The sequence below is a fragment of the Geodermatophilus sp. SYSU D00766 genome (genome assembly GCF_054049915.1).
The window spans coordinates 23847-48830 of record NZ_JBJGYI010000024.1; the positions used below are offsets into that span (position 1 = coordinate 23847).

General features: G+C 76.1%; 18 protein-coding genes. 11 read left to right on the top strand and 7 right to left on the bottom strand.

From position 1 onward, the window contains the following. The first annotated feature begins 265 nt into the window (after positions 1-265). The 3 genes from ACI8AD_RS16745 (at position 266) to ppk2 (ending at position 2421) form a co-directional block, all read left to right on the top strand. Positions 266-469 (top strand): hypothetical protein, encoded by a 204-nt coding sequence (locus ACI8AD_RS16745; RefSeq protein ID WP_456871648.1) that lies wholly within the window; start codon positions 266-268, stop codon positions 467-469. Between the two features lie 185 nt (positions 470-654). Next, complete coding sequence (locus ACI8AD_RS16750) at positions 655-1383, top strand: 1-acyl-sn-glycerol-3-phosphate acyltransferase (protein WP_456871649.1); 729 nt, start codon at positions 655-657, stop codon at positions 1381-1383. Between the two features lie 21 nt (positions 1384-1404). Further along, positions 1405-2421 carry a polyphosphate kinase 2 gene (gene ppk2 / locus ACI8AD_RS16755; protein WP_456871650.1) on the top strand — a complete coding sequence of 339 codons (1017 nt, stop codon included), beginning with the start codon at positions 1405-1407 and terminating at the stop codon, positions 2419-2421. Between the two features lie 72 nt (positions 2422-2493). On the opposite strand, the gene ACI8AD_RS16760 is transcribed toward ppk2, so the two are convergent. Continuing rightward, on the bottom strand, positions 2494-3930 hold the full coding sequence (locus ACI8AD_RS16760) for an amidase (protein ID WP_456871651.1): 1437 nt from the start codon (positions 3928-3930) through the stop codon (positions 2494-2496). Between the two features lie 52 nt (positions 3931-3982). Here ACI8AD_RS16760 and ACI8AD_RS16765 point away from each other — a divergent pair, with 52 nt between their 5' ends. Next, positions 3983-5671: a DEAD/DEAH box helicase gene (locus tag ACI8AD_RS16765; RefSeq protein WP_456871652.1), complete on the top strand. Its 1689-nt coding sequence runs from the start codon at positions 3983-3985 to the stop codon at positions 5669-5671. A gap of 15 nt (positions 5672-5686) precedes the next feature. On the opposite strand, the gene ACI8AD_RS16770 is transcribed toward ACI8AD_RS16765, so the two are convergent. The 4 genes from ACI8AD_RS16770 to ACI8AD_RS16785 form a co-directional block, all read right to left on the bottom strand. After that, positions 5687-6136: an iron chaperone gene (locus tag ACI8AD_RS16770; RefSeq protein WP_456871653.1), complete on the bottom strand. Its 450-nt coding sequence runs from the start codon at positions 6134-6136 to the stop codon at positions 5687-5689. Positions 6137-6229: 93 nt separating this feature from the next. After that, positions 6230-8842, bottom strand: a complete 2613-nt coding sequence (locus ACI8AD_RS16775; protein WP_456871654.1) for a SpoIIE family protein phosphatase — start codon at positions 8840-8842, stop codon at positions 6230-6232. Between the two features lie 150 nt (positions 8843-8992). After that, positions 8993-9739, bottom strand: coding sequence for a peroxide stress protein YaaA (gene yaaA, locus ACI8AD_RS16780; RefSeq protein WP_456871655.1), 747 nt, complete (start codon positions 9737-9739; stop codon positions 8993-8995). A 70-nt stretch (positions 9740-9809) separates the two neighbouring features. Next, a complete protein-coding gene (locus ACI8AD_RS16785) occupies positions 9810-10907 on the bottom strand; it encodes a spore photoproduct lyase family protein (protein ID WP_456871656.1) in 1098 nt (365 codons plus the stop codon). A 284-nt stretch (positions 10908-11191) separates the two neighbouring features. Between ACI8AD_RS16785 and ACI8AD_RS16790 the strand changes: the two genes are divergently transcribed. The 6 genes from ACI8AD_RS16790 to ACI8AD_RS16815 all read left to right on the top strand — a co-directional run bounded on the left by ACI8AD_RS16790 (position 11192) and on the right by ACI8AD_RS16815 (position 21356). Then, positions 11192-12754 (top strand): MFS transporter, encoded by a 1563-nt coding sequence (locus tag ACI8AD_RS16790; protein ID WP_456871657.1) that lies wholly within the window; start codon positions 11192-11194, stop codon positions 12752-12754. Positions 12755-12774: 20 nt separating this feature from the next. Next, on the top strand, positions 12775-15474 hold the full coding sequence (gene nhaA, locus ACI8AD_RS16795) for a Na+/H+ antiporter NhaA (RefSeq protein WP_456871658.1): 2700 nt from the start codon (positions 12775-12777) through the stop codon (positions 15472-15474). After that, positions 15471-17165, top strand: coding sequence for an FAD-dependent oxidoreductase (locus tag ACI8AD_RS16800; protein ID WP_456871659.1), 1695 nt, complete (start codon positions 15471-15473; stop codon positions 17163-17165). The genes nhaA and ACI8AD_RS16800 overlap by 4 nt, the downstream gene beginning before the upstream one ends. Then, the gene (locus ACI8AD_RS16805; protein WP_456871660.1) at positions 17162-18616 is read left to right on the top strand and encodes an ATP-binding protein; all 1455 of its coding nucleotides are present in this window, start codon (positions 17162-17164) and stop codon (positions 18614-18616) included. The genes ACI8AD_RS16800 and ACI8AD_RS16805 overlap by 4 nt, the downstream gene beginning before the upstream one ends. Before the next feature lie 74 nt (positions 18617-18690). Next, positions 18691-18963, top strand: a complete 273-nt coding sequence (locus tag ACI8AD_RS16810) for a UBP-type zinc finger domain-containing protein (protein WP_456871661.1) — start codon at positions 18691-18693, stop codon at positions 18961-18963. A gap of 143 nt (positions 18964-19106) precedes the next feature. Beyond that, positions 19107-21356: a putative bifunctional diguanylate cyclase/phosphodiesterase gene (locus ACI8AD_RS16815; RefSeq protein ID WP_456871662.1), complete on the top strand. Its 2250-nt coding sequence runs from the start codon at positions 19107-19109 to the stop codon at positions 21354-21356. A 58-nt stretch (positions 21357-21414) separates the two neighbouring features. Here ACI8AD_RS16815 and ACI8AD_RS16820 read toward each other — a convergent pair whose 3' ends face one another. Beyond that, positions 21415-21981 (bottom strand): hypothetical protein, encoded by a 567-nt coding sequence (locus ACI8AD_RS16820; RefSeq protein ID WP_456871663.1) that lies wholly within the window; start codon positions 21979-21981, stop codon positions 21415-21417. Between the two features lie 255 nt (positions 21982-22236). Then, complete coding sequence (locus tag ACI8AD_RS16825) at positions 22237-23040, bottom strand: exodeoxyribonuclease III (protein WP_456871664.1); 804 nt, start codon at positions 23038-23040, stop codon at positions 22237-22239. Between the two features lie 257 nt (positions 23041-23297). Between ACI8AD_RS16825 and ACI8AD_RS16830 the strand changes: the two genes are divergently transcribed. Then, entirely contained in the window at positions 23298-24878 is a 1581-nt protein-coding gene (locus ACI8AD_RS16830; RefSeq protein ID WP_456871665.1) for an LCP family protein, read from the top strand. Positions 24879-24984 lie beyond the last annotated feature (106 nt).

Consider the following 24984-nt stretch of genomic DNA (forward strand, 5'->3'; position numbering starts at 1 on the left):
TCCCGCGAGTTGATCATCGGATGCGTGCCGCTCGCGTCGGCGTGTCCGCGCGTGTCCCGTGCACGCAGCCGATGATCGACGACCGTGGAGCCGGTCGCAGGGGAGTGGTTCGCCGGGCCGACCAGGGGACCGCGGACGCCACCGCGTTGGCGCGAGCGAGGCCACCGGAGTTGATCATCGGATGCGTGCCGCTCGCGTCGGCGTGTCCGCGCGTGTCCCGTGCACGTATCCGATGATCAACGGCGCCTGAGACTCCGGATGCGCGGTGGAGGGCGAGACGGAGTCCGGCGAGGACGGCCCGTTCGCCGTCGCCGGCAGTGAGAGGGAGTTCGTCCTCGACTGGAGCACCACCGGTCACACGGGGGCGCCCACCGTCGTCACCGCCGAGGGCCCGGGCAGTGAGGAGCTGACCGGCATCTACCCGAACACCCACCTGCACGAGGTCATGAGCTCGGCGCTGCTCGACTGAGCCGCACCACCCCCCGGGCCCGGGGCCGGCACCGGCCGGTCCCGGGCCCGGGTCCACCCGGTCGGGCGACACCCCGCACGGACGTGCACGCCCCCGACGGGAGCCCTCCGCACCGCCGTCACCCGCCGGACACCTGCGCCGCCGACGCTGGCCCCCGGACACACCGGCCCACCCGGGAGGCCCCGATGACCACCCCGCCCGACGCCCCGACCGCCGCCCGCCCCGCCCTGACGCCGGTGCTGGCCCGCACCGCCGTCCGTGCCGCCACCGCGACCTGGGGCGGGGACCGCCGCCGGGAGCGCCTCCGGGTCCGCACCGCCGCGGAGCTGCTCTGCGCCCGGGGGCTGCGGGTGCGGGTCGTCCCCTCACCGGTCGCCTGGCCGCGCGGCCCCCGCCTCGTCGTCGCCAACGCCGCCGGCTGGACCGACGTGCTGGCGCTGGCCACCGTCGTCCCCGGCACGCCGGTGGTCGACGCCGGCCTCGTCGACACCGCGCTGCTGCGCGCGCTGACCCGCCGCGGCGGCCTGCTCGTCGACGACGGCAGCGGCGCCGTGCGCGGCGAGGTCGCCGAGCTGCTGCGCCGCGGCGCCACGGTCACCACCCACCCCGGCGGTACGGCGACCGACGGCGAGCCGGGCCGGTTCCGCGCCCGCGCGCTCGCCGCCGCCGTCGACGCCGGGGCGCCCGTCTGCCCGGTCGCCGTGCGGCACGCCGACGGCGGCCGCGTCGTCGAGGTGCACCTGCTGCCGGCCCTGCAGCCGGGCACCGACCCCCGCCCGCTCGCCGCGCTGGCCGAGTACGCCGTCGCCCACGTGCTGGAGGCCGGCGGGACCGGGTCCCCGGTGCCGGGCGCCGCGCCGCGCCCGCGCAGGACTGTCCGCGCCCGTGCCGGGTACGGCCGCGGACGTCCCTGACCCGACCGGGAGGAGGCTCCCGTGCAGCCCGACACCCTGGTGGATCGCGATGACGACGACGGTGCCGACAGCGGGCCCCCGATCCGGGTACCGGCGAAGGCCGAGGTCGTCGACCTGTCGAAGTGGCGGCTCAACGCGCTCCCCGACGAGAACAGCGACGAGGACTGGGACGACGACCGCGAGCTGTTCGGGCCCGACGGCCTGCGGGTGGAGACCTGGCGCGAGGGCTACCCCTACACCGAGCGCATGGAGCGCCGGGAGTACGAGATCGAGAAGCGCCGGCTGCAGATCGAGCTGCTCAAGCTGCAGGGCTGGGTGAAGGACACCGGCCAGAAGCTGGTCATCGTCTTCGAGGGCCGCGACGCCGCCGGCAAGGGCGGCACGATCAAGCGCTTCACCGAGCACCTCAACCCGCGCGGCGCCCGCGTCGTCGCGCTGGACAAGCCCTCGGAGCGCGAGCAGAACCAGTGGTACTTCCAGCGCTACGTGCAGCACCTGCCGGCGTCCGGCGAGATCGTGCTGTTCGACCGGTCCTGGTACAACCGCGCCGGCGTCGAGCGGGTCATGGGCTACTGCACCGAGGAGCAGTACCAGCAGTTCCTCGTCCAGGCCCCCGAGCTCGAGCGGATGTTCGTCGACAGCGGTGTGCTGCTGTTCAAGCTGTGGTTCTCGGTCTCCCGCGGCGAGCAGCGCTCCCGGTTCATCGTGCGCCAGATCGACCCGGTGCGGCAGTGGAAGCTCTCGCCCACCGACCTCGCCAGCCTCGACAAGTGGGACGCCTACACCGAGGCCAAGGAGGCGATGTTCCTGCACACCGACACCGCGCACGCGCCGTGGACGGTGATCAAGAGCAACGACAAGAAGCGCGCCCGCCTCGAGGCGATGCGCCACGTGCTGTGCCGGCTGGACTACGACGGCAAGGACTGCGACGTCGTCGGCGACCCCGACCCGCTCATCGTGGGCTCGGCCGCCGACGTGCTGGAGGAGTCCTCCGACACCCCGGTGGCCCCGCCGCTGCCGCGGTACGCGCGCCGCTGACGACGCCGCCCAGCCGCTCGATGCCGCCGTCTGCGGCTCTCTAGCCGGGGAACTAGAGAGCCGCAGACGGCCTCAGAGGACCGGACGACGGCGGCCGAAGCCGGTGGCCTGCTCGATCGCGTGGGCGATCTCCAGCAGCCGCCGGTCCGCGCGGGGGGCGGCGACCAGCTGCAGGCCCACCGGCAGCCCGCCGGCCGTGAACCCGCCGGGGAGTGACAGCGCGGGGCAGCCGGTGGCCGACACCAGCGTGCAGGAGCGCATCCAGCCCAGGTAGTCCGCCTGCGGCACGCCGGCCACCTCCGCGGGGTACTCCTGCTCGACGGGGAACGGCAGCACCTGCGTCGTCGGGGCGAGCAGCACGTCGTACTCCCCGAAGAAGCGCACGACCTCCTCGTACAGCCGGGTGTGCGCCGTCTCCGCGCGGGCGACGTCGGCACCGGTGAGCGCCGCCCCGATCGCGGCGTTGCCGCGGATGGCCGCCTTGACCTGGTCCGGCGAGCGGCGGACGGCCTCACCGAAGGTGGCCTCGAACAGCCAGCCGCGCAGGGTGCCGAACACCTCGTCGGCCTCGCGCAGGTCGGGACAGGCCTCGGTGACGACGCCGCCGAGCGACTCGACCACCGGCAGCACCTCGCGCAGCACCGCGGGGATGGCCGGGTCGACCGGGACCAGGCCGCCGAGGTCGGGGGTCCAGGCCACCCGCAGGCCGCGCAGGTCCTCCGGCAGCGGCGCCGCGAAGCCCGCCGGGTCGTCGGCCAGCGCGATCGGCACCCGCGGGTCGGGCCCGGCGATCGCGGAGAGGACCAGGGCGACGTCGGCCACCGTGCGGCCCATCGGCCCCTGCACCGACAGCGTCGACCAGCCCATCGCGGCCGGCCAGGTCGGCACCCGGCCGGGGGTGGGCCGCAGCCCCACCACGTTGCAGAAGGCGGCCGGGTTGCGCAGCGAGCCGCCCATGTCGCTGCCCTCGGCCACCGGCACCAGCCCGGCGGCCAGCGCCGCGGCCGCCCCGCCGCTGGAGCCCCCCGCCGACAGCCCGTGCCGGTAGGGGTTGTGGGTGGCGCCGAAGAGCGGGTTGAAGGTGTGCGAGCCGGCGGCGAACTCGGGCACGTTGGTCTTGCCCACCCGGACCGCCCCGGCCCGCCGCAGCCGCTCGACGACGAGCTCGTCGCGCGCGGGCACCGTCTCCGCGTGCAGCGGCGAGCCCCAGGTGGTGCGCATGCCGCCGGTGGCGTGGGTGTCCTTGTGCGCCGCGGGCAGCCCGTGCAGCGGGCCGACCTGCTCGCCGGCGGCCAGCGCGGCGTCGGCGGCGTCGGCGGCGGCCCGGGCGCCCTCGGCGTCGAGGGTGACGATCGCGTTGACCTGCGGGTCGACCCGCTCGATGCGCGCCAGGTGGGCCTCGAGCAGCTCGCGCGCCGAGACCTCGCGCGTGCGGACGAGGGCGGCCAGCTCGGTGGCCGGGCGCAGGCAGAGGTCGTCGCCGGGAGGGGCCGGGGTGTCGCGGGTCACCCGGGGAGGGTGCCACGTCGGTGCAGCGGGGGACATGGCCGACACTGGGCGGGTGGACGGCGAGACGACGCAGGTGGACGCACCCGACGAGACCAGCGCCTTCGCCGACCTCGGCCTGCGCCCGGAGCTGCTGGCGGCGCTGTCCCGGCTCGGCTACGAGGAGCCGACGCCGATCCAGCGCGAGGCCGTCCCGCCGATGGTCGCCGGCCGCGACCTGCTCGGCCAGGCCGCCACCGGCACCGGCAAGACCGCCGCCTACGCGCTGCCGGTGCTGCAGCGGCTGCCCGACGACCGCCCCGGCGGCGACCCGCTGGCTCTGGTGCTCGTGCCGACCCGCGAGCTGGCCATCCAGGTGTCGGAGGCGCTGCACCGCTACGGCCGCGACCTCGGCGCCCGGGTCGTGCCGGTCTACGGCGGCCAGCCGATCCCGCGGCAGCTGCGCGCGCTGGCCGCCGGGGTCGACGTCGTGGTCGCCACCCCCGGGCGGGCGCTGGACCTGCTCCAGCGGGGCAGCCTGCACCTCGGCGCCGTGACCACCGTGGTGCTCGACGAGGCCGACGAGATGCTCGACATGGGCTTCGCCGAGGACCTCGAGGCGCTGCTGGACGAGGTGCCCGAGGAGCGCCAGACGGTGCTGTTCAGCGCCACCATGCCGCGCCGGCTCGACAGCATGGCCCGCCGGCACCTGCGCGACCCGCTGCGCATCCAGGTCGCCCGCGAGGTGCCCAGCGAGGGTGAGGCCCCGCGGGTCCGGCAGACGGCGTTCGTCGTCGCCCGGGCCGCCAAGCCCGCGGCGCTCGGCCGCGTCCTCGACGTCGAGAGCCCGACGGCGGCGATCGTCTTCTGCCGCACCCGCGACGAGGTCGACGACCTCACCGAGACCCTCAACGGCCGCGGCTACCGCGCCGAGGCGCTGCACGGCGGGATGAGCCAGGAGCAGCGCGACCGGGTGATGGGCCGGCTGCGCAGCGGCACCGCCGAGCTGCTGGTGGCCACCGACGTGGCCGCCCGCGGGCTGGACGTCGAGCAGCTCACCCACGTCGTCAACTACGACGTGCCGGCCGCGGCCGAGACCTACGTGCACCGCATCGGCCGGGTGGGCCGGGCCGGGCGCGAGGGCGTGGCCATCACGCTGGTCGAGCCGCGCGCGCACCGCATGCTCAAGACGATCGAGCGGGTCACCGGCGCGCCGATCAAGGTGGAGCGGGTGCCCACCGTGGCCGACCTGCGCGCCCGCCGGCTCGAGCTCACCCGCGCCGCGCTGCGGGAGAGCCTGCTCGGCGACGACCTCGAGCGCTTCCGCGCCGTCGTCGAGACGCTCACCGACGAGTTCGACGTCGTGGAGGTGGCCCTCGCCGCGGTCAAGCTCGCGCACGAGGCGACCGGCGGCCCGGACGACGAGGAGGAGATCCCCGAGGTCACGCTGCGGCCCGAGCGGCCGCGGCGCGACGCCGACCGCGGCGACCGCGGCCAGGGGCGGCCGCCGCGGTCCCGCTCGGCCGGCGGGGACACCGAGCGGCTGTTCATCGGCGCCGGCCGCAGCGCCGGGGTCCGCCCCGGGGACCTGGTCGGCGCGATCGCGGGGGAGACCGGGCTGCGGGGCCGCGACGTCGGGGCGATCGAGATCGCCGAGCGGTTCAGCCTGGTGGAGGTGCCCGCCGCGGCCGCCGAGGAGGTCATCGCGGCGCTGCGGGCCAGCAGCGTCAAGGGCCGCAAGGTCACCGTCCGCCGGGAGCGCTGAGCCCGGCGGGCCGGGTCAGGACGTCGCGGTCCGGACCAGGTCGACGACCCGGGCCTCCACCGCGGGGCTCCAGGCCCGCAGGGCGAACGACGTCGGCCAGAGGTCGCCGTCGTCGAGCCGCGCGGCGTCGTTGAAGCCGAGGGTGGAGTACCGGGCCTTGAACTTGCCCGAGTCCTGGAAGAAGACGACCACCTTGCCGTCGGCGTCGGCGTAGGCCGGCATGCCGTACCAGGTCTTCGGGGACAGGCTGGGGGCGGTCGTGGTGACCGCGACGTGCACACGCTCGGCGAGGGCGCGGTCCTCGGGTGCCATGCCCGCGATCGCGTCCAGGACCGCCTGCAGCCCGTCGGCCCGCTTGGCGCCCTTCCTCCCCTCGGCGCGCAGCTCCTCGGCGCGCTGCTTCATCGCGGCCCGCTCCTCGGCGGTGAAGCCGCCGGACTCCTGCGTGGCGTCCCTCGTGGGCATCTCCAGCTCCCTCTCGTCATCCGGTGCCTGTGCCGACGACGCTAGGGGCGCGGGGACCCCCGGAGCTTCTCGATTCCTGACCGGTCCGGCCGGTCAGCGGCGGAGCGGGCCGGCGGGGTCCTCGGGGACGACGTCGGGCACCCGGTTGGGGCCGGCGACCGCGGGCCGCGGGCGGTCCTGCCGGTGCAGCCGCACCGCGACGAGGGCGACGTCGTCCTCCGGGCGGCCGTCGACCAGCCGCTCGAGCACCTCGTCGAGCAGCTCCTGCAGCGGCCGGTCGGCCAGCTCGCGCAGCGCCTCGCGCAGCCGGGCCATGCCGGCGTCGAGGTCGGCGTCGCGCCGCTCGATGAGGCCGTCGGTGAACAGCAGCACGGTCGCCCCGCGGTCGAGGGTCACCACCGACTCCTCGCGGCGGGCCTCCGGGTCGACCCCCAGCAGCAGGTCCCCGCGCCAGGACGCCAGCTCGGCCACGCTGCCGTCGGGGTTGGTGACCAGCGGCGGCAGGTGACCGGCGTTGGCCCAGCGCATCCGGGTGACGCCGCGGCGGAGCTCGTCGTCGGTCTGCTCGAAGCGGGCCACGGTCGCCGTCGCGAGGACCCGGGTCTGCAGCAGCGCCATCGAGGCGTCCAGCCCGCGCAGCACCTCGCCCGGGCCGGCGTCGCTGTAGGTGGCGATGCCGCGCAGCAGCCCGCGCAGCTGCCCCATGGCCGCGGCGGCCTCGGTGTCGTGGCCGACGACGTCGCCGATGACCAGCATCGTCGCCCCGCCGGGCTGCAGGAACGCGTCGTACCAGTCACCGCCGACCCGGGCGGCCTCGGCGGCCGGCAGGTAGCGCACGGCGATCTCGGCGTGGTCGGGCTCGGGCGGCTCGGTGAGCAGGCTGCGCTGCAGGCCCTCGGCCAGCGCCTGCTGCTGTCCGTAGAGGCGGGCGTTGTCCAGCGCCAGGCCCGCCCGGTCGGCGACGTCCTGGGCGGTGGCGAGGTCCTCCTCCCGCGGGGTCCAGCCCCGGCGGAAGTACAGCGTCATGACGCCGAGGGTGCGGTCGCGGCCGCGCAGCGGCAGCGAGACGGCCGACTCGGGCGCCAGCGCGCCGAGCAGGTCGCCGGCCTCGCCGTCGCCGAGCAGGTCGAGCACCGACTCGGCGCGCTCCATGACCGCCTCGCCGGTGAGCAGCGCCCGCATGAGCGGGGCGGTGGCCGGCATGGCGTCCAGCCGCAGGTCCACGTAGCGCTCCAGCAGCGGGCGCGCGGCCGGGTCGGCGTGCCAGTGGCCGACGTCGCGGGGCCGGCCGTCGGGGTCGACGACGGTGACGATGCACCAGTCGGCCAGCGCGGGGACCACCAGCCGGGGCAGGTGCGCCGTCGCGGTCTGCGCGTCGAGGGCGCCGGCCAGCTCGGCGCTGACCTGGGCCAGCAGCGCCAGCCGCTGCGCGCCGCGCTCGGCGCGGTCCTGCACCCGGCGGCGCTCGGTGACCTCGAGGAAGTAGACCGACAGGCCCTCGGGGCTGGGCCAGGCGCGCAGCTCGTACCACCCGTCGAGCGGCGCGGGGTAGTAGGCGTCGAACTGCACCGGCGTCCCGGTGCGGACGGCCGCGCGGTAGCTCTCCTCGAAGGCGCTGTCGAGCGCCGCGGGGAACGCCGTCCACAGCTCCTGGCCGAGCAGCTCCTCGCGGCTGCGGCCCAGCAGCCGCTCGGCCTCGGCGTTGACGTGGGTGAACCGCCACGCGCGGTCGAGGGAGTAGAAGCCGGCCGGCATGGCCTCCAGCACGCGGGTGACGCGCATGCCCGCGGCCCGCTCGGCGGTGGTGTCGTAGGCGGCGCCCAGCACGCGGGCGGCCGCGCCGTCGTCGTCGCTGAGCGTGCGCCCGCGGGCCTGCACCCAGCGGGTCTCCCCGCCGGGCCACACGACGCGGTACTCGGCCTGGTAGTCGCCGCGGGTGGCGATGCTGGCCTGCAGCGCGTCGGTCACCCGCGGCAGGTCGTCGGGGTGCACGCGGTCGTTGAAGGCCTCGATGGTGCCGCCGAAGCCGTCGGCGTCGTAGCCGAACATCTCGATCAGCCGGGCGTCCCAGGCCAGCTCGCCGGTGCGCAGGTCCCAGTCGAAGGTGCCGATGCCGGCCGCGTCGATGGCCAGCCCCCAGCGCAGCCGGTCGCTCTCGTACTCGGTGCGCAGCGCGGCGAGCTCCAGCTCGGTCATCGCCGCCGCGGCGAGCTGGCGCAGGGTGGCGACGTCGGTGTCCGACCACGGCCGCGGCGCCGGCGCCACCACGCAGAGGACGCCGACGACCTGGCCCCCGGGGTCGATCAGCGGTGCGCCGAGGTAGGCGCCGACCACGCCGGCCGTGACGGGCGGGAGGTCGGACACCCGGGGGTCGGCGTGCGCGTCGGGCACGGCGTAGGGCACGCGGTCGGCGGCGGCGATGGTGCAGGCGCTGGCCTCCAGCGGCTGCTCGGCGCCGACGGTCCCGGGAGGCAGCCCGGTGCCCGAGACGATGACCTGGACGTCGTCGACCAGGGACAGCTGGGCGACGGGGGCCGCGAGCAGCCGCGCGGCCAGCTCGGTGAGCCGGTCGAGCGCGGAGCTGGCGTCGCGCAGCCGCAGCCGGCGGGCCGCCCGCGTCCGGGGGCGGTCGGCCTGCAGCACCTGCGCGGCGGCGCGCCGGTCGGCGGCCCGACCCCCCTCGCGGAGTCGCGACGTGTCGTCCACCGAACCTCTCCGCCCGGCTCGTGGCCGACTCGACATCGCCGCAACGGCCGTTGCTCGGCGCGGGCGGTGTACATCGTAAGCGACGCCGGTTGCGGCCAACAGGCCTGACGAGGGGTGCGCCTCGTCTCACCGCACGTGAGGACCGGCCGCTCAGGACGGCGGCAGCACGAGGGTCAGCGCCGTCCCGCCGTCGTGTTCCACGTGCAACCCCGCGCGCCGCAGCAGCGCCCGGAGGCGCACCACGCCGTCGGGCTCTGCGGTGGTGGTGGCCAGCAGCCGGGCGACGCGGCCCTTGTGCGCCTTGTTGGCGTGGCTGACCACCGTGCGGCGGCCGTCGGCGCGCTCGCTGAGCACGTCGACGGTCACCGCGCCGGGCACCGGTGCCAGTGCCTGGTAGGCGCCGCTGCGCAGGTCGACGACGAGCTCGCCGGCCCCGGTGAGGGCGGGGCCGAGGACCGGCCGCCACTGCGCGCGCAGCCCCGGCAGCCCGGGCAGCGCCGAGCCGGCCGACAGGCGGTACGCGGGGATTCGGTCGCCGGCGCGGACCACGCCGAACAGCGCCGAGCCGACGGCGAGCCGGCGGTCGGCGCGGGCCCGCTGGGCGCGGGTCATCGTGCGGACGCCGAGGGCGTCGTAGAGGACGCCGGTGTAGCGCTCGACCGCCGGCGCGGTGGAGCTGGTGCGCAGCGCGGCGTTGCGGGCGAGCTCGGCGTCCTGGCCGGGGGAGAGGCCGAGCGCGGCGCGGGCGGCGGGTGCGTCGGCGGCCAGGGTGACCAGCGCGTCGACCAGCCGCTCGCGGACCGGCGTCAGCTCGGGAGAAGACAGCGCGGTCAGGTCCAGCGGGCCGCCGTCGCCGTCGGGGGACTTGGTCTCCGAGGGCGGCAGGAGCACGAGCACGACGAGCGAGGCTACGTGGCGGTCGGACTCGGGTCCGTGCACTTCCGCGGACGTGCACGGGGGTCCTCCATCACGTCCAGTAGAGGAGGCGGGCGCCGGGCAGCCGCTCGGCCACCTCGCGCTCGAACCAGGTGCGCAGCTCGGCCATCGTCTCCTTCCGGTAGACGTGCTTGACCGAGCCGAACCTCCCCCGCTTGGTGGTGCGGCGGGACTCGTCCATCTCCAGCCTGGTCCGCGGGTACCAGTCGAGCAGCGTCTCCTTGCTGCCCGGCGTGAACCGGTGGGTGATGCACTCGACGGTGAGGTCGTGCCCGGCCGGGACGGCGGCGGCGATGCCGTCGAGCAGCTCGGCGTACTGCTCGCGCCAGCCCTCCACCGGCATGATCGGGGCGATGGTGGCGCCGACCGGGTAGCCGGCCGCGGCCACCGCCGACATCGCCCGCAGCCGCGCCGGCACCTTGGCCGTCGCGCCCTCGAAGCGGCGGTCCACCGACGTCGCGTTGACCGAGAACCGCAGCCGGGTGCGCCCGCCGTGGGGGAGGCTCAGCAGGTCGGCGACGTCGTCGAACTTGGTGGTGGCGCGCAGCTGCACGTGGCCCGGCCACGCGTGGGTGCCGAAGTGCTCGACCATCCGCGACAGGCCGCCGGTCAGGTGCTCGATCGCCAGCGGGTCGGTGTAGCAGGAGGCCTCGAACGTCGTCCCCTCGCCGCCGCGCTCGACCGTGCCGGAGGTGACGGCACCGCGGCCGACGTAGCCGTCGAGGGTCTCGAGCACCTCGTCGAGGTCGGCCCACACGCGGGTGATCGGCGGGCCTCCCAGCGACCCGGCCAGGTAGCAGTACTGGCAGTGCGCGGGGCAGCCCTCGGCGAGGTCGAGCCGGAAGTCCGCCGACGGCGGGATGGGCTGCAGCTTCCGCTTCGACGGCGGCGGCACGACGAGGGCCATCGTGTCCTTGGCGGCCATGAAGGCGGCGCGGTCGTCGTCCCCCCGCAGCGACGGCAGCCGGTCGCCGGGCAGCAGCTCGATCGCGTCGACGCCGGCGGCCTCGAGGCGGGCGAGCACCCGCTGCCCGTGCGGGCGCTCGGCGGCCGACCGGGTGACGAGGACCCGCTTCGGGGTCCACAGCCGGGAGGGGGTGGGGGTCTCGGGGAGAGCGGGCGCGGTCATCGCCGGGTACAACACCGCCGGCGTCGCGCCGATGCCCCTCCGGAGGACGTCCGTGCAGGTCAGGCGGTGAGGTGGGCCACCACGGGCGGGCCTCCCGCGGCGTGTGCCGCGGGCGCTCCGGACGCCGGGCATGGACCTGGGGCGGGTCGGCGCGCGACGATGCCTCACCGCTATCGGTCCCGCTATTGGACAGCCCCCGGCCCGCGTCCACAGGCTCCGGAGGCAACCCGAGGAGGCTCGAGTGCCGCGACGAGCTCGCCGGTGTCGGATCCGCACGGTCCCCGGTGTCGGCTGACCACCGGCCGGCCGCGGCCGCGCGTCCGGCGGTGCCGGAGTCCGCCGGGCTGCGCATGGGGACCCGCCGGGCGCGGTGGGTGCTGCTGACGACGGTGCTCGGCTCCAGCCTGGCGATGCTCGACGCCACCGTCGTCAACGTGGCGCTGGAGCGGATCGGTGCCGACCTCGGCGCCGGCTTCGGCGGCCTGCAGTGGACGGTGAACGCCTACACGCTCACCCTCGCCTCGCTGATCCTGCTCGGCGGCTCCCTCAGCGACCGGCTGGGCCGCCGGCGGGTGTTCGTCGTCGGCGTGGTCTGGTTCGCCGCGGCGTCGCTGCTGTGCGGGCTGGCGGTGAACGTGGAGATGCTGATCGCCGCCCGCGCGCTGCAGGGCGTGGGGGGAGCGCTGCTGACCCCCGGCAGCCTGGCGATCATCTCGGCGTCCTTCGCCGGTGAGGACCGCGCTGCCGCGGTCGGCGCCTGGTCCGGGCTCGGCGGGGTCGCCGGGGCGGTCGGGCCGTTCCTCGGCGGCTGGCTGGTGGAGTGGAGCTGGCGGGCGGTCTTCCTCGTCAACCTGCCGGTCGCCGTCGTCATCGTCGCGGTCGCCGCCCGGCACGTGCCCGAGACCCGCGACCCCGACGCCGCGCCGCGCCTGGACTGGGCGGGGACGGCGCTGGTCGTCGTCGGACTCGGCGGGCTGACGTACGCGCTGACCGCCGCGGGCGGGACCGGCCGCGAGGTCGAGGTCGCCGTCTGGGGCGCCGTCGGCGTGCTCGCGCTGGTGGCCTTCGCCGTCGTCCAGCGGCGCTCGGCGTACCCGCTCGTGCCGCCGGCGCTGTTCGGCAACCCCCAGTTCACCGCGGCCAACGTGGTCACGCTGCTGGTCTACGCACCGCTCGGGGTGGTGTTCGTGCTGCTGGTCCTGCAGCTGCAGGTCGTGTCCGGCTACAGCCCGCTGCTCGCGGGGACCGCGCTGCTCCCGGTCACCGTGCTGATGCTGCTGTTCTCGGCCCGCGTCGGGGCGCTCGCCCAGCGGATCGGGCCGCGGCTGCTCATGACGGTCGGGCCCCTGCTGTCGGCGGGCGGGCTGCTGCTGCTGCGGGAGGTCGGGCCGACGGCGGACTACGTCCTCGACGTGCTCCCGGGTGCCCTGCTGTTCGGCGCCGGCCTGACCCTGCTGGTCGCGCCGCTCACCGCGACCGTGCTCGACTCCGCCGAGAACCGCTTCGCCGGCGTCGCCTCGGGCGTCAACAACGCCGTCGCCCGTGCCGCCGGCCTGCTGGCCGTCGCGGTGGTCCCCGTCGCGGCGGGGATCTCCGGGGACGACTGGACCGACCCGGCGGCGTTCGACTCCGGCTTCCGGACGGCGATGCTCATCTGCGCGGGCCTGCTGGTCGTCGGCGCGCTGGTGGCCGTGCTGACCATCCGCCGGCCGCTGGGCCGTGCCGGCGGGGGGCCGGAGCCGGGCGCCGGGCGGTTGCCCGTGGAGGAGTGCCTGCACTGCGACCTCGACGGCCCGCGGCTGCACCCGCGCGGGCCGGTCGCCGTCCCCGGGGACGGTGCCCGGTGAGCGCGGGCAGCGTCCCGGGCGTGGCCGCCGACGCGCGGGAGCCGATGGGGCAGTCGGCCGCCGGCGGGCGCGGGCTGCTCGCCCGCGTCGCGCCGCTGCGGCGCTCGCTGCGCACCGAGGCGGGCAGCGCCGGGCTCCTGCTCCTGGCCACCCTCGCCGCGCTCGCGTGGGCCAACTCCCCGATGGGGGACAGCTACGCGACCTTCTGGCACACCGAGTTCGCCGTCCGGGTGGGCGACACCGAGCTGTCCCTGAGCCTGCAGCACTGGGTCAACGACGGGCTCATGGTGTTCTTCTTCTTCGTCGTCGGCCTGGAGATCAAGCGCGAGCTGGTCATCGGCGACCTCACCGACCGTCGGCGCGCCGCGGTGCCGGCGCTGGCCGCCGTGACCGGGCTGGTGGTGCCGGCGCTGGTCTACGTCGTGTTCAACCTCGACGGCGAGGCGGCCGCGGCGTGGGGGGTGGTCATCTCCACCGACACCGCCTTCCTGCTCGGCGTGCTGGCGCTGGTGGGCCCGGCCTGCCCGGCCCAGCTGCGGCTGTTCCTGCTGACGCTGGCCATCGCCGACGACGTCGGGGCGCTCAGCGTGATCGCGCTCTTCTACACCGAGGACCTGCGGCTGGGGCCGCTGGCCGTCGCGGTGGTCGGGCTGGGCCTGATGGTCATGCTGCGGTACCTGCACGTGTGGCGCGGGCCGGCCTACCTCGTGCTCGGCCTGGCCGTGTGGGTGGCGATGTACGAGTCCGGGGTGCACCCCACCCTCGCCGGGGTCGTCATCGCGCTGTTCACCCCCGCCTACGCGGCCCGGCGCGAGGAGGTCGCCGACGCCGCGCGGCTGATGCGGGCCTACCAGCAGTCGCCCAACCCCCAGTTCGCCCGGGCGGCGCGGCTGTCGATCGACCGGTCGGTGTCGGCCAGCGAGCGGCTGCAGGCGCTGTGGCAGCCGTGGACCAGCTTCGTCATCGTGCCGGTGTTCGCGCTGGCCAACGCCGGCGTCTCCCTCAGCGGGGAGACGCTGCGCGACGCCGCGTCCTCCCCGGTGACCATCGGCGTCGTCGCGGGCCTGGTGCTCGGCAAACTGGTCGGGATCCTGCTCGGCACCGGCCTGGCGGTCCGGCTGGGGCTCGGCCGGCTCGCCCCGGGACTCACCGGGATGCAGCTGGCCGGCGGCGCCGCGCTGTCGGGCATCGGCTTCACCATCTCGCTGTTCATCGTCGACCTGGCCTTCGACGAGGGGCAGGAGCGCACCGCCGACCAGGCCCGCGTCGGGGTGCTGGCGGCGTCGGTGCTCGCCGCGCTGCTCGGCTGGGCGCTGTTCCGCCTCGCCGACCGCCGCCGCCCGTCCGGCACCGGCCGGCCGGTGCTGCTCGACCCGCCGGTCGACCCGGCCCGCGACCACGTGCGGGGACCGGTCGACGCCCCGCTCACCCTGGTCGAGTACGGCGACTTCGAGTGCCCGTTCTGCGGGCGGGCCACCGGCGCGGTCGAGGAGCTGCGGGAGCGGTTCGGCGACCGGCTGCGCTACGTCTTCCGGCACGTGCCGCTGACCGACGTCCACCCCCACGCCCGGCTGGCCGCCGAGGCCGCCGAGGCGGCCGCCGCCCAGGGCCGCTTCTGGGAGATGCACGACCGGCTCTTCGCCGAGCAGGACCGGCTGGACCCCGGCGACCTGCTCGAGCACGCCGCCGCCGTCGGCCTCGACGTCGTGCGCTTCTCCCGCGACCTCGGCTCGGGCCAGTACGCCCGGCGGGTGGAGCAGGACGTCGAGTCCGCCGAGGCCAGCGGGGTCGAGGGCACCCCGACCTTCTTCGTCGGCGGGCGCCGGCACACCGGGCCCTACGACGCCGACTCGCTGGCCGCCGCGCTGCTGGCCGACGTCGGCGGGGAGGACGCGCTGCCGATGGCGCCGCGGGGGGAGCCCGGCAGCCCGGTGCTGCCGGTGCTGGGCCCGCGGCGCCGGGAACCGGACGTGGTGTCCCTGACGCGGGCGGCGCCGCTGCCGGCCGACCTCGAGGAGACGCCCGACCGGCAGGGCGCCTACCCGCTGCTGACCGACGAGCAGCTGGCCCTCCTGGAGCGCCACGGGACCCGCCGCACGTGGGCGCCGGGGGAGACGCTGTTCCGCGAGGGCGACCCCGGCTACGACTTCCAGGTCCTCCTGTCGGGCACCGTCGCCGTCGTCGAGCACCACGGCCACCCCGACCAGCGGGTCGTCTCGGTGCACGGCGCGCGGCGCTTCCTCGGCGAGCTGGACCTGTTCAGCGACCGCCCGGTGTTCCTCACCGCCGTCGTCCTGCAGCCGGCCGAGGTGGTCACCGTCCCCGACGCGCAGGTGCGCGCGGCGTTCGCCGAGGACCACGCGCTCAAGGAGACGGTGCTGCGCGCGTTCCTGATCCGCCGCTCCCTCCTGCTCGCCCTCGCCGCCGACGTGCGCATCGTCGGCAGCGGCTCGTCGCCGGAGACCGAGCGGCTGCGCCGCGTCGCCGAGGAGCGGGGGCTCAGCGCCGTCGTCGTCGACGTCGAGGACGAGGACGACGTCGCCGAGCTGCTGGCCGACCTCGACGTCACCGAGGACGATCTGCCCGTGGTCGTGTGGCGCTCCGAGCGCGTCCTGCGCCACCCCACCGAGGCCGACCTCGAAGCGCTCGCCGCGTCCCCCGGCGCGGGCGCGACCGCCGCGTCGGCCGACGCGCGACCAGCAGCCCAGGAGGGCACATGACCGAGCCAGCCGGCACCCCCGCCCGGACCGCCGGCAAGGCCCTGCCGGTCCTGCTCACCGTCGACGACGACCCCGGGGTCTCCCGCGCCGTCGCCCGGGACCTGCGCCGGGAATTCGGCGGCGAGTGCCGCATCGTGCGCGCCTCCTCCGGCGACGAGGCGCTGGCCGCGCTGCGCGAGCTGAAGCTGCGCGGGGACCCGGTGGCGGTGCTGCTGGCCGACTACCGGATGCCGCAGATGAACGGCATCGAGTTCCTCGAGCAGGCGATGGACCTGTTCCCCTCGGCCCGGCGGGCGCTGCTGACCGCCTACGCCGACACCGACGCCGCCATCCAGGCGATCAACCTCGTCGACGTCGACCAGTACCTGCTCAAGCCGTGGGACCCGCCGGACGAGAAGCTCTACCCGGTCGTCCGGGCCATGCTCGAGACCTGGCGGGCCAGCCCGGACGCGCCGGTGCTCGACGTGCGGATCGTGGGGCACCGCTGGTCGGCGCCGTCCTTCGCCGCCCGCGACTTCCTCGCCCGCAACGCCGTGCCCTACCAGTGGTACAGCGTCGAGGAGCCGGAGGGGCGCCGGCTGCTGGAGGCCGCGGGGGCCGGGCCCGACGACCTGCCGGTCGTGGTGCCGCCGGACGGGGACCCGCTGCTGGCGCCCTCCCAGGCCGAGCTCGCCGCCGCCGTCGGGCTCACCGTCGAGCCGAGCACCGACTTCTTCGACCTGGTCGTCATCGGTGGCGGTCCGGCCGGCCTGGGCGCGGCGGTCTACGGCGCCTCCGAGGGGCTGCACACCGTGCTGGTGGAGCGGCAGGCCACCGGTGGCCAGGCCGGGCAGAGCAGCCGGATCGAGAACTACCTCGGCTTCCCCGACGGCGTCTCCGGCGGGGCGCTGGCCGACCGGGCGCGGCGGCAGGCGGCCAAGTTCGGCGCCGAGGTGCTCACCACCCGCAAGGTCGTCCGGCTGGAGGCCCAGGGCTCGGCGCGGGTCGTGCACTTCGCCGACGGCGGCAGCGTCGCCGCGCACGCCGTCGTGCTGGCCACCGGGGTCGCCTACCGGCAGCTGGAGGCCGACGGCGCCGAGGAGTTCACCGGGCGCGGCGTCTACTACGGCTCGGCGCTCACCGAGGCGGCCGCCTGCGCGGGCAAGCACGTCTACATCGTGGGCGGGGCCAACTCCGCCGGGCAGTCGGCGGTGTTCTTCTCCCGGCACGCCAGCTGCGTGACGCTGCTGGTCCGCGGGCCGTCGCTGGAGGCCTCGATGTCGCACTACCTGATCCAGCAGCTGGCCGGCATCCCCAACGTCGTCGTGCGCACCGGCACCACCGTGGCCGCCGTCCGGGGCGGGGAGCACGTGGAGGAGCTGGACCTGCGCGAGGCCTCGGGGCGGGTGGAGACCGTCCCGGCCGAGCACCTGTTCGTCTTCATCGGCGCGGCGCCCCGGACCGAGTGGCTCGACGGCGTGCTCGCCCGCGACGCCCGGGGCTTCGTGTGCACCGGCCCCGACCTGCTCCTCGACGGCGCCCGGCCCGCCGGCTGGCGGCTGCACCGCGACCCCTACTTCCTCGAGTCCAGCGTGCCCGGGGTGTTCGTGGCCGGTGACGTCCGCGCCCAGTCGGTCAAGCGGGTGGCCTCCGCGGTGGGGGAGGGCGCCATGGCCGTCACCCTGGTGCACCGGTACCTGGAGGAGAGATGACCACCACCGTCGGGACGCCGACCCCCGGCGTCGCGCTGACCCGCGAGCAGCTGCGCGAGCTGTTCCTCTTCGCCGACCTCGACGACGACCAGCTGGACTGGGTGGCGCGCACCGGTGACGTGGTCAGCCACCCGGCCGGCAGCGAGGTCTCGGTCGAGGGCCGGCCCGCCGAGTGCTTCTTCGTGTTGCTGTCGGGGACGCTGAGCATGGTCCGCCAGGTCGGCCGCGACGAGGTGGAGACCGTCCGCAGCGACTCCCCGGGCGTCTACAGCGGCGCGGTGCAGTTCTACCTCGGTGACCAGGTCGAGCAGGTCTACCCCGCGACGGTCCGCGCGGTCACCGACACCACGTTCCTGGCGCTGCCGGCCGCCGAGTTCGCCGCCGTGTTCCGCCGCTGGTACCCGATGGCCGTGCACCTGCTGCAGGGCCTGTTCCTCGGGATCCGCAACTCCGAGGAGCTCGTCGGCCAGCGCGAGCGGCTCCTGGCGCTGGGGAAGCTGTCGGCCGGGCTGACCCACGAGCTCAACAACCCCGCCGCCGCGGCGGCCCGGGCCACCGCGGCGCTGCGCGAGCGGGTGGCCGGCATGCGGCACAAGCTGGCGCTGCTGTCGGAGGGCACGATCGACGGCGAGCAGCTGCGCCGGCTCACCGACCTGCAGGAACGCTTCGTCGCGCGGATCGGCACCACCGGCGAGCTGTCGGCGCTGGAGCGGTCCGACCGCGAGGACGAGCTCACCGACTGGCTCGACGACCACGGCCTGGCCCGGCCCTGGGAGCTGGCCGCGGTGTTCGTGCCGGCGGGGCTCGACGTCGAGTGCCTGGACCTGGTCGCCGAGGCGGTGGACGAGGGGTTCCTCGAGCCGGCGCTGCGGTGGCTGTCCTACACCGTGGAGACCGAGATGCTCATCGGCGAGGTGCTGGAGAGCACCAGCCGCATCTCGCACCTGGTCTCGGCGGCCAAGCAGTACTCGCAGATGGACCGCTCGCCGCACCAGATGACCGACCTGCGCGAGGGACTCGACGCCACGCTGGTGGTGCTCAGCGCCAAGATCCCGCCCGGCGTCCGGGTGGTGAAGGACTACGCCCCGGACCTGCCGCCGGTGCCGGCCTACGCCGCCGAGCTCAACCAGGTGTGGACCAACCTCATCGACAACGCCCTCGACGCCATGGGCGGGTCCGGGACGCTGACCCTGAGCACCGCCGTCGAGGGCGACTCCGCCGTCGTCGTGGTCGGTGACACCGGCCCCGGCATCCCCGAGGAGGTGCGCCGGCGGGTGTTCGAGCCGTTCTTCACCACCAAGCCGGTCGGCCAGGGGACCGGGCTCGGGCTCGACGTCGCCTGGCGCATCGTCACCAACCGGCACGGCGGGGTGCTCAAGGTCCGGTCCTCCCCCGGCGACACCCGGTTCGTCGTGCGGTTGCCGCTGTCGGAGGTCGCCGCGACCGGGTGAGCGCCGGCCGGGCATGCGTCCCGGCGATCGCCAGGGGCATTGGACGGACGGCCCGCGGCGAGCAGACTGCTGGCATGGCCGCGTGCACGCACATCGACCAGGTCGACCCCGGCGTCTCCCCCGACAGCACGGAGGGCTGCACCGACTGCCTGCGGGAGGGCAGCTCCTGGGTGCACCTGCGCGAGTGCCTGTCCTGCGGGCACGTGGCCTGCTGCGACAGCTCGCCCCGCCGGCACGCCACCGCCCACTCCCGCAGCTCCGGGCACCCGATCGTGCGCTCCTTCGAGCCCGGCGAGTCGTGGTGGTGGTGCTACCAGGACCAGACGCTGGTCGAGCCGCGCGCCTGACACGGGACGGGGGCGGGGAGGCACGTCCGCCCCCGAGGGGTGAGAGCGGTCCGCCCGGGCCTCCAGCCGCCCCGGAGCACGAGCCGACACCGGTCGGGACGGCACGCGGCACCTGCGCGGGCCGACGATCCCTGGAGGCTCCCGTGACCGCTCTGCTGCACGACGCGCTGGGCCGGGGTGGACCGAGCCTCGTCCGCCGGACCAGGGCGCTGTTCCTGCTGCTGGCGCTGACGTCGCTGGCCGTCGCGGTCGCCACCTCGCTGCCCGGCTCGTCCGCCCCGGCCGCCGGCCTGCTGCTCGCCTCGGCGGGCGTGATGGTCCTGGCCTGGGTCCACCGCTACCGCCACGGGGACGAGGTCACCCGGCTGTGCTGGCTGGAGTGCCTGGTCGCGGCGGGCTTCCTGCTCGCCTGCTCGAACCCGGTCACCGGTGTCGGCGTGCTCATGGCGCTGGTGTGGTTCCGGGCCCTGTTCGGCACCACGCTGCACGTCGCCTGCTACGGGATCGGCCTGTCGGCGGCCCTGGCCGTCGCGGTGCTGCTGTGGGACTCCGTGCCCTGGCACACCGGCGCGCTGCCGGCCGCGATGCTCGCCGCCGCGCTGCCCGGCGTGGTCCTGACCACCGTCGTGGCGCGCCACCTGGCGGTGGGCGTCGTCGAGCGCGACCGGGCCCACCGGTGCGGCACCCTGCTGGCCGAGCTGGCCGCCGACCTGCTGGCGGCCGACGACCTCGACCGCGTCGTCGACGCCGGGTGGCGGGCGCTCGGGGACCTCTGCCGCGTCGTGCCCGGTGGCCGGGCGGTCGCCGTCGGCACCGACGACCGCGTCGTCGGCTCGGTCGGGGAGTTCGCCGCCGTGCCGGACGTCCTCGCCGTCCCGGGCACCGCGGTGCTGAGCGGGTCCCCGGTCGAGGACCCCGCCGTGCTCGACGCGGTGGCCGGCACCCCGGCCCGGTGGTGGGCCTTCCCGCACCGCGGCCTGCCGGGCCGCTTCTACCTGGGGGCGCCCGGCGGGCTCCCCGACGACGTGGTCGCCGCCGCCGCCCGGCTGCGGGACAAGATGGCCCTGGCCATCAGCAGCGTCACCCGCCAGCAGGAGCTGGTCGTGCAGGCCTCCACCGACCCGCTGACCGGCCTGCCCAACCGCACGGCGTTCACCGCCGCGCTGGCCGAGACCGTCGCCGGCCTGCACCCCGACGGCGAGCCCGCGTGGATGCTGTTCGTCGACCTCGACGACTTCAAGACCGTCAACGACAACCGCGGGCACGGCACCGGCGACCGGCTGCTCCGGGCGATCGCCGGGCGGCTGTCGGCGTCCCTCCGCGACGGCGACCTGTTCGCGCGGCTGGGCGGCGACGAGTTCGCCGTGCTGCTGCCGCGGGCGAGCGAGCAGACCGCCGTCGACGTCGCCGAGCGCCTGGTCGAGCTCTCCGGCCTGCCGGTGGAGCTCGACGGGCGGCCGGCGCAGGTCGGCGCCAGCGTCGGGATCGCGTGCGCCCGCCCGGGCCTGACCGCCGAGCTGGTGGTGCAGCACGCCGACCTGGCGCTGTACGCCGCCAAGCGCCACGGCAAGGGCCGGGTGCACCGGTTCACCCCCGACCTGCTGGCCGCCGACGACGACGCCGCGCTCGCCGCGGAGCTGCGCGTCGCCCTCGCCGAGGGGCAGCTCGAGGTGCTGTACCAGCCGATCGTGGCCACCGCCGACGGCCGCTGCACCGCGGTGGAGGCGCTGGTCCGCTGGCGGCACCCCGAGCGGGGCCTGCTCTCGCCGGCCACCTTCCTCGGCGTCGCCGAGGCCCGCGGGCTGATCGTCCCGGTGGGCGCGCAGGTGCTCGCCCGGGCGTGCGCCGACGTCGCCTCCTGGTATGACGCCGGGCGGCCCGTCGCCGTGCACGTCAACGCCTCGGCCGCCCAGCTGTCCGCGCCGGGCGTGGTCGCCGACGTCACCCGCAACCTCGTCGAGCAGGGGCTGGCCGCCGACCGGCTGGTCATCGAGGTCACCGAGTCCTCCGCGCTGGACACCCCCGTGGTGCGCGCCGCGCTGCAGGAGCTCGACGGCCTCGGCGTCGGGATCGCCATCGACGACTTCGGCACCGGGTACGCGGCGCTGACCGCGCTGCGCGAGCTGCCCGTCGACGTCGTCAAGATCGACAAGTCGTTCGTCACCGGCGCCGCCACCTCGGTCGCCGACGAGGCCGTCGTCTACGCGATCGTGGAGATGGCCCACCGGCTGGGCCTGGAGACCGTGGCCGAGGGCGTGGAGACCGCGGAGCAGGAGCACTTCGCCGGCGCCGTGGGGGCGACCAGCGTCCAGGGCTACCTGCACGGGCGGCCCATGACGGCGGCCGACCTCACCGCCTGGCTGGCCGCCCGCGCGCCGGTGCCGGTGGCGTAGCCGGCCGCGGCGGCGCCGTCCCGGGGAGGACGACGCCGCCGCGGACGTCCCGCGCCGCTCAGTCGCCGGCGGGCCGCTCCGGTGCGGTGCCGTCCCGGCCGGGGCCGCGGTCGGGGACCGTGCTCTCCACCCGGTCGGTGACCCGCTGCTCCAGGTCGGCCAGCCGCTCGTCGGCCTCCTCCTGGGTCAGGCGCCCGTCGGTGACGGCCTGCGCGATCCGCTCCTGCTCGGCGGCGACCAGCGCCTGCACCAGCGTGTCGAGGGCCATGCCCCGGTCCTCGGCGACCTGCGCGAGCGTCGCGCCGTCGGCCTCCAGCGCGGTGCGGAGGTCGTCCTCGCTCGTGCCGAGGGCCTCGGCGGCCGTCGCCAGGTCCGCGCCCCTCCCGGCGTGCCCTCCGCCGGGCCCCGGGTCCGCCTCGCCCAGCGTGGTGGCCACCTCGTCGGCCTGCTCCGAGGTGAGCGAGCCGTCCTCGACGAGGTCGGCCAGCGCGTCCCGGATGCGCTCCACCCGGGACGACGACGCGTCCCCTGTGTCGCCGGTGTCGGCCATGGCCGGCACGGCCACGGCCAGGCCGGTGAGGGTCAGCGCACCGGTGGTGGCGGCGATGACCAGCTTCTTGCGCACGTGTGCTCCTCGTCCCGGGTCGGCGTCTCCGACCGTCGCCCCACCGTGCGGGGACAGCCTGTCAACGCACTGGCAGCGGAGAGTGACGTCCCTGTGGACCGGGCGGCCGGCTCGACGACGACGGGGCGTCCCCGTCCGCGGGTGGGTAGGGCCGCCGGCATGCCGTTGCACCCGCAGGCCGACGCCGAGCCCGCGCTGTCCGAGATCGCCGACGCGATCCGGCGGGCCCTGGCGACCGGCCCGGCGTGACGCCCCTCAGCCGGCCAGCTCGACCACCACGGGGGCGTGGTCGCTGGCGCCCTTGCCCTTGCGCTCCTCGCGGTCGATCAGCGCGCCGGTCACCCGGCCGGCCAGCGTCGGGGAGGCCAGCGTGAAGTCGATCCGCATGCCCTCGCGGCGGGGGAAGCGCAGCTGGGTGTAGTCCCAGTACGTGTAGACCCCGGGGCCCGGCGCCAGGGGCCGGACGACGTCGGCGTAGCCGGCGTCGACCACGGCGCGGAACGCGGCCCGCTCCGGCTCGGACACGTGCGTGGAGTGCGCGAAGACGCTCGTGTCCCACACGTCGTCGTCCTGCGGGGCGATGTTCCAGTCGCCGACCAGGGCCACCTGCGCGGCGGGGTCGGCGGCCAGCCAGCCGCCGGCGGCGGTGCGCAGCGCGGCGAGCCACGCCAGCTTGTAGTCGTAGTGCGGGTCGCCCAGCTGCCGGCCGTTGGGGACGTACAGGCTCCACACCCGCACCCCGCCGCAGGTGGCGCCCAGGGCGCGCGCCTCCGCGGCGGGCTCGGCACCCTCCTTGGCCGCCCACGTCGGCATGCCGGGGAAGCCGACCTCGACGTCGGCCAGCCCGACCCGGGAGACCACGGCCACGCCGTTCCACTGCGAGTACCCGACGTGGGCGACCTCGTAGCCGAGCTCGCGGAAGCGCTCCTCGGGGAACTGGTCGTCACGGCACTTGGTCTCCTGCAGCGCCAGGACGTCGACGTCGCGGCGCTGCAGCCAGGCGACCACCCGGTCGACCCGCGTGCGGATGGAGTTCACGTTCCACGTGGCGAGGCGCACGACCCCCGAGCCTAGGAGCGGGCGGTCCTCCCGGCTCCCGCGCCCGGGTCGCTGCTCACCCACCGCACACCTGCGACGACGCTCCGGACCGGCCCGGCTGCGGGGGAGACGCAGCTCACCCCGCGTCGGGTGGCTCCGGCCCCCACGGGGTACGAGAGGCCCGTGCGGACGTGTCGCGAGTGGGATCATGGGCGGATGACCGTGGCCCGGACGAGTGGAGCCGACGGGAGCGGGCCCGGCCCGTCCCGGGTGCGCCTGTGACCGACGACTCCGACCTCACCCGCCCCATCGGCGACAAGCCGGCGCTGCCTCCCGTGCCGCCCGGCAGCCGGGGGAGCAGCCGCCGGCACGAACGCGCGGGCTCGCGGTCGCTGGCCTCCGTCCTCGGCCTGACCGCGCTCAACGCCCTCGTCCCCGGTACCGCCTTCCTCGCCACGGGACGGCGCCGGATCGGTGCCCTCGTGCTCCTGGTCGCCGCGCTGCTCGTGGCCGGCGGTGTGTGGCTGGCCACCGGAGGCCGGCGCACCGCGGTGCGCCTGGCCGTCGACACCAACCAGCTGGCCTGGCTGGTCGGCGGCATCGCCGTGCTCGCCCTGGCCTGGATCGTGGTGATCGTGACCGGCTACCGGGCGCTGCTGCCCCGCCGCAGCAGCCGCCCCCGGCTCCTGGTGGGCGCGGTGCTGGTCGCCGCGCTGGTGGCGGCCGTGGCCTACCCGGCCTACCGGGTCGGCACGGTGGCCGTGGCCCAGCGCGGTCTGCTCGACGGCGTCTTCGCCAGCGACCGCCGGTCGGCCACCGTCATCGACACCCCCGACCCCTTCGGGGACAAGGAGCGGGTGAACGTCCTGCTGCTCGGCGGCGACGGCGGTGAGGGGCGCGAGGGCGTGCGCACCGACACCGTCATCGTGGCCAGCATCGAGACCGCGACCGGCGAGACGACGCTGTTCAGCCTCCCGCGCAACCTGGAGGACCTGCCCTTCCCGGCCGACAGCCCGCTGGCCGCCCTCTACCCCGACGGCTTCGAGTCCGGCAGCGAGAGCGAGAGCCTGCTCAACGCGGTGTACCGCAACGGCCCCACCGACCACCCCGACGTCCTCGGGCCGACCGACGACCCGGGGGCCGACTGGCTCAAGCTCGGCGTCGGGGAGGCCCTCGGCCTGCCCATCGACTACTTCGTGCTGGTCAACCTCGACGGGTTCAGCCGGCTGGTCGACGCCCTGGGCGGCATCACGGTCGACGTCAACTACTACGTGCCCATCAACGGCGAGCCGACGCTGGGCATCCTCCCCGACGGCTACATCGCCCCCGGCCCGGACCAGCACATGGACGGCGCGACGGCGCTGCACTTCGCGCGCGGCCGCTTCGGCCTGAGCGACTACGACCGCATGGCCCGGCAGCGCTGCACGATCGACGCGATCATCGAGGCGGCCGACCCGATCACCCTGCTCGAGCAGTACCAGGAGCTCGCGGCCACGACGCAGGACATCGTCAGCACCGACATCCCGCGCGCGGCCCTCGACGACTTCGTCGACCTCGCCTTCCTCGTCAAGGACGCCGAGGTGCGCAGCGTCGTCTTCGACACCAGCCTGATCGACCCGGCCTACCCCGACTACGACCGGATGCGGCAGATCGTCCAGGAGACGCTGACCGACACCCCGGCACCCGCGCCCGCCCCCGCGCCGGGGACGAACGCCGCGGGGGACGTGCCCGACGGGTCGCCGCCGCAGCCGCAGGAGGGTGCGCCGCCGGCCTCCGACGTCGCCGACGCCTGCGCCTACGACCCCGCGCAGGCGCAGGCCGCGCTCGCCGAGGGCGAGCCGCCGACCCGCGAGGGCTGACGCCGCCGGAGGGCCTGCAGCCTCCACTGTGAGGGAACTCTTGTGCGTGCGCACGCATCTGGACATACTGTGTGCGCACGCACGCACTTGACCGAGAGGACCCCCG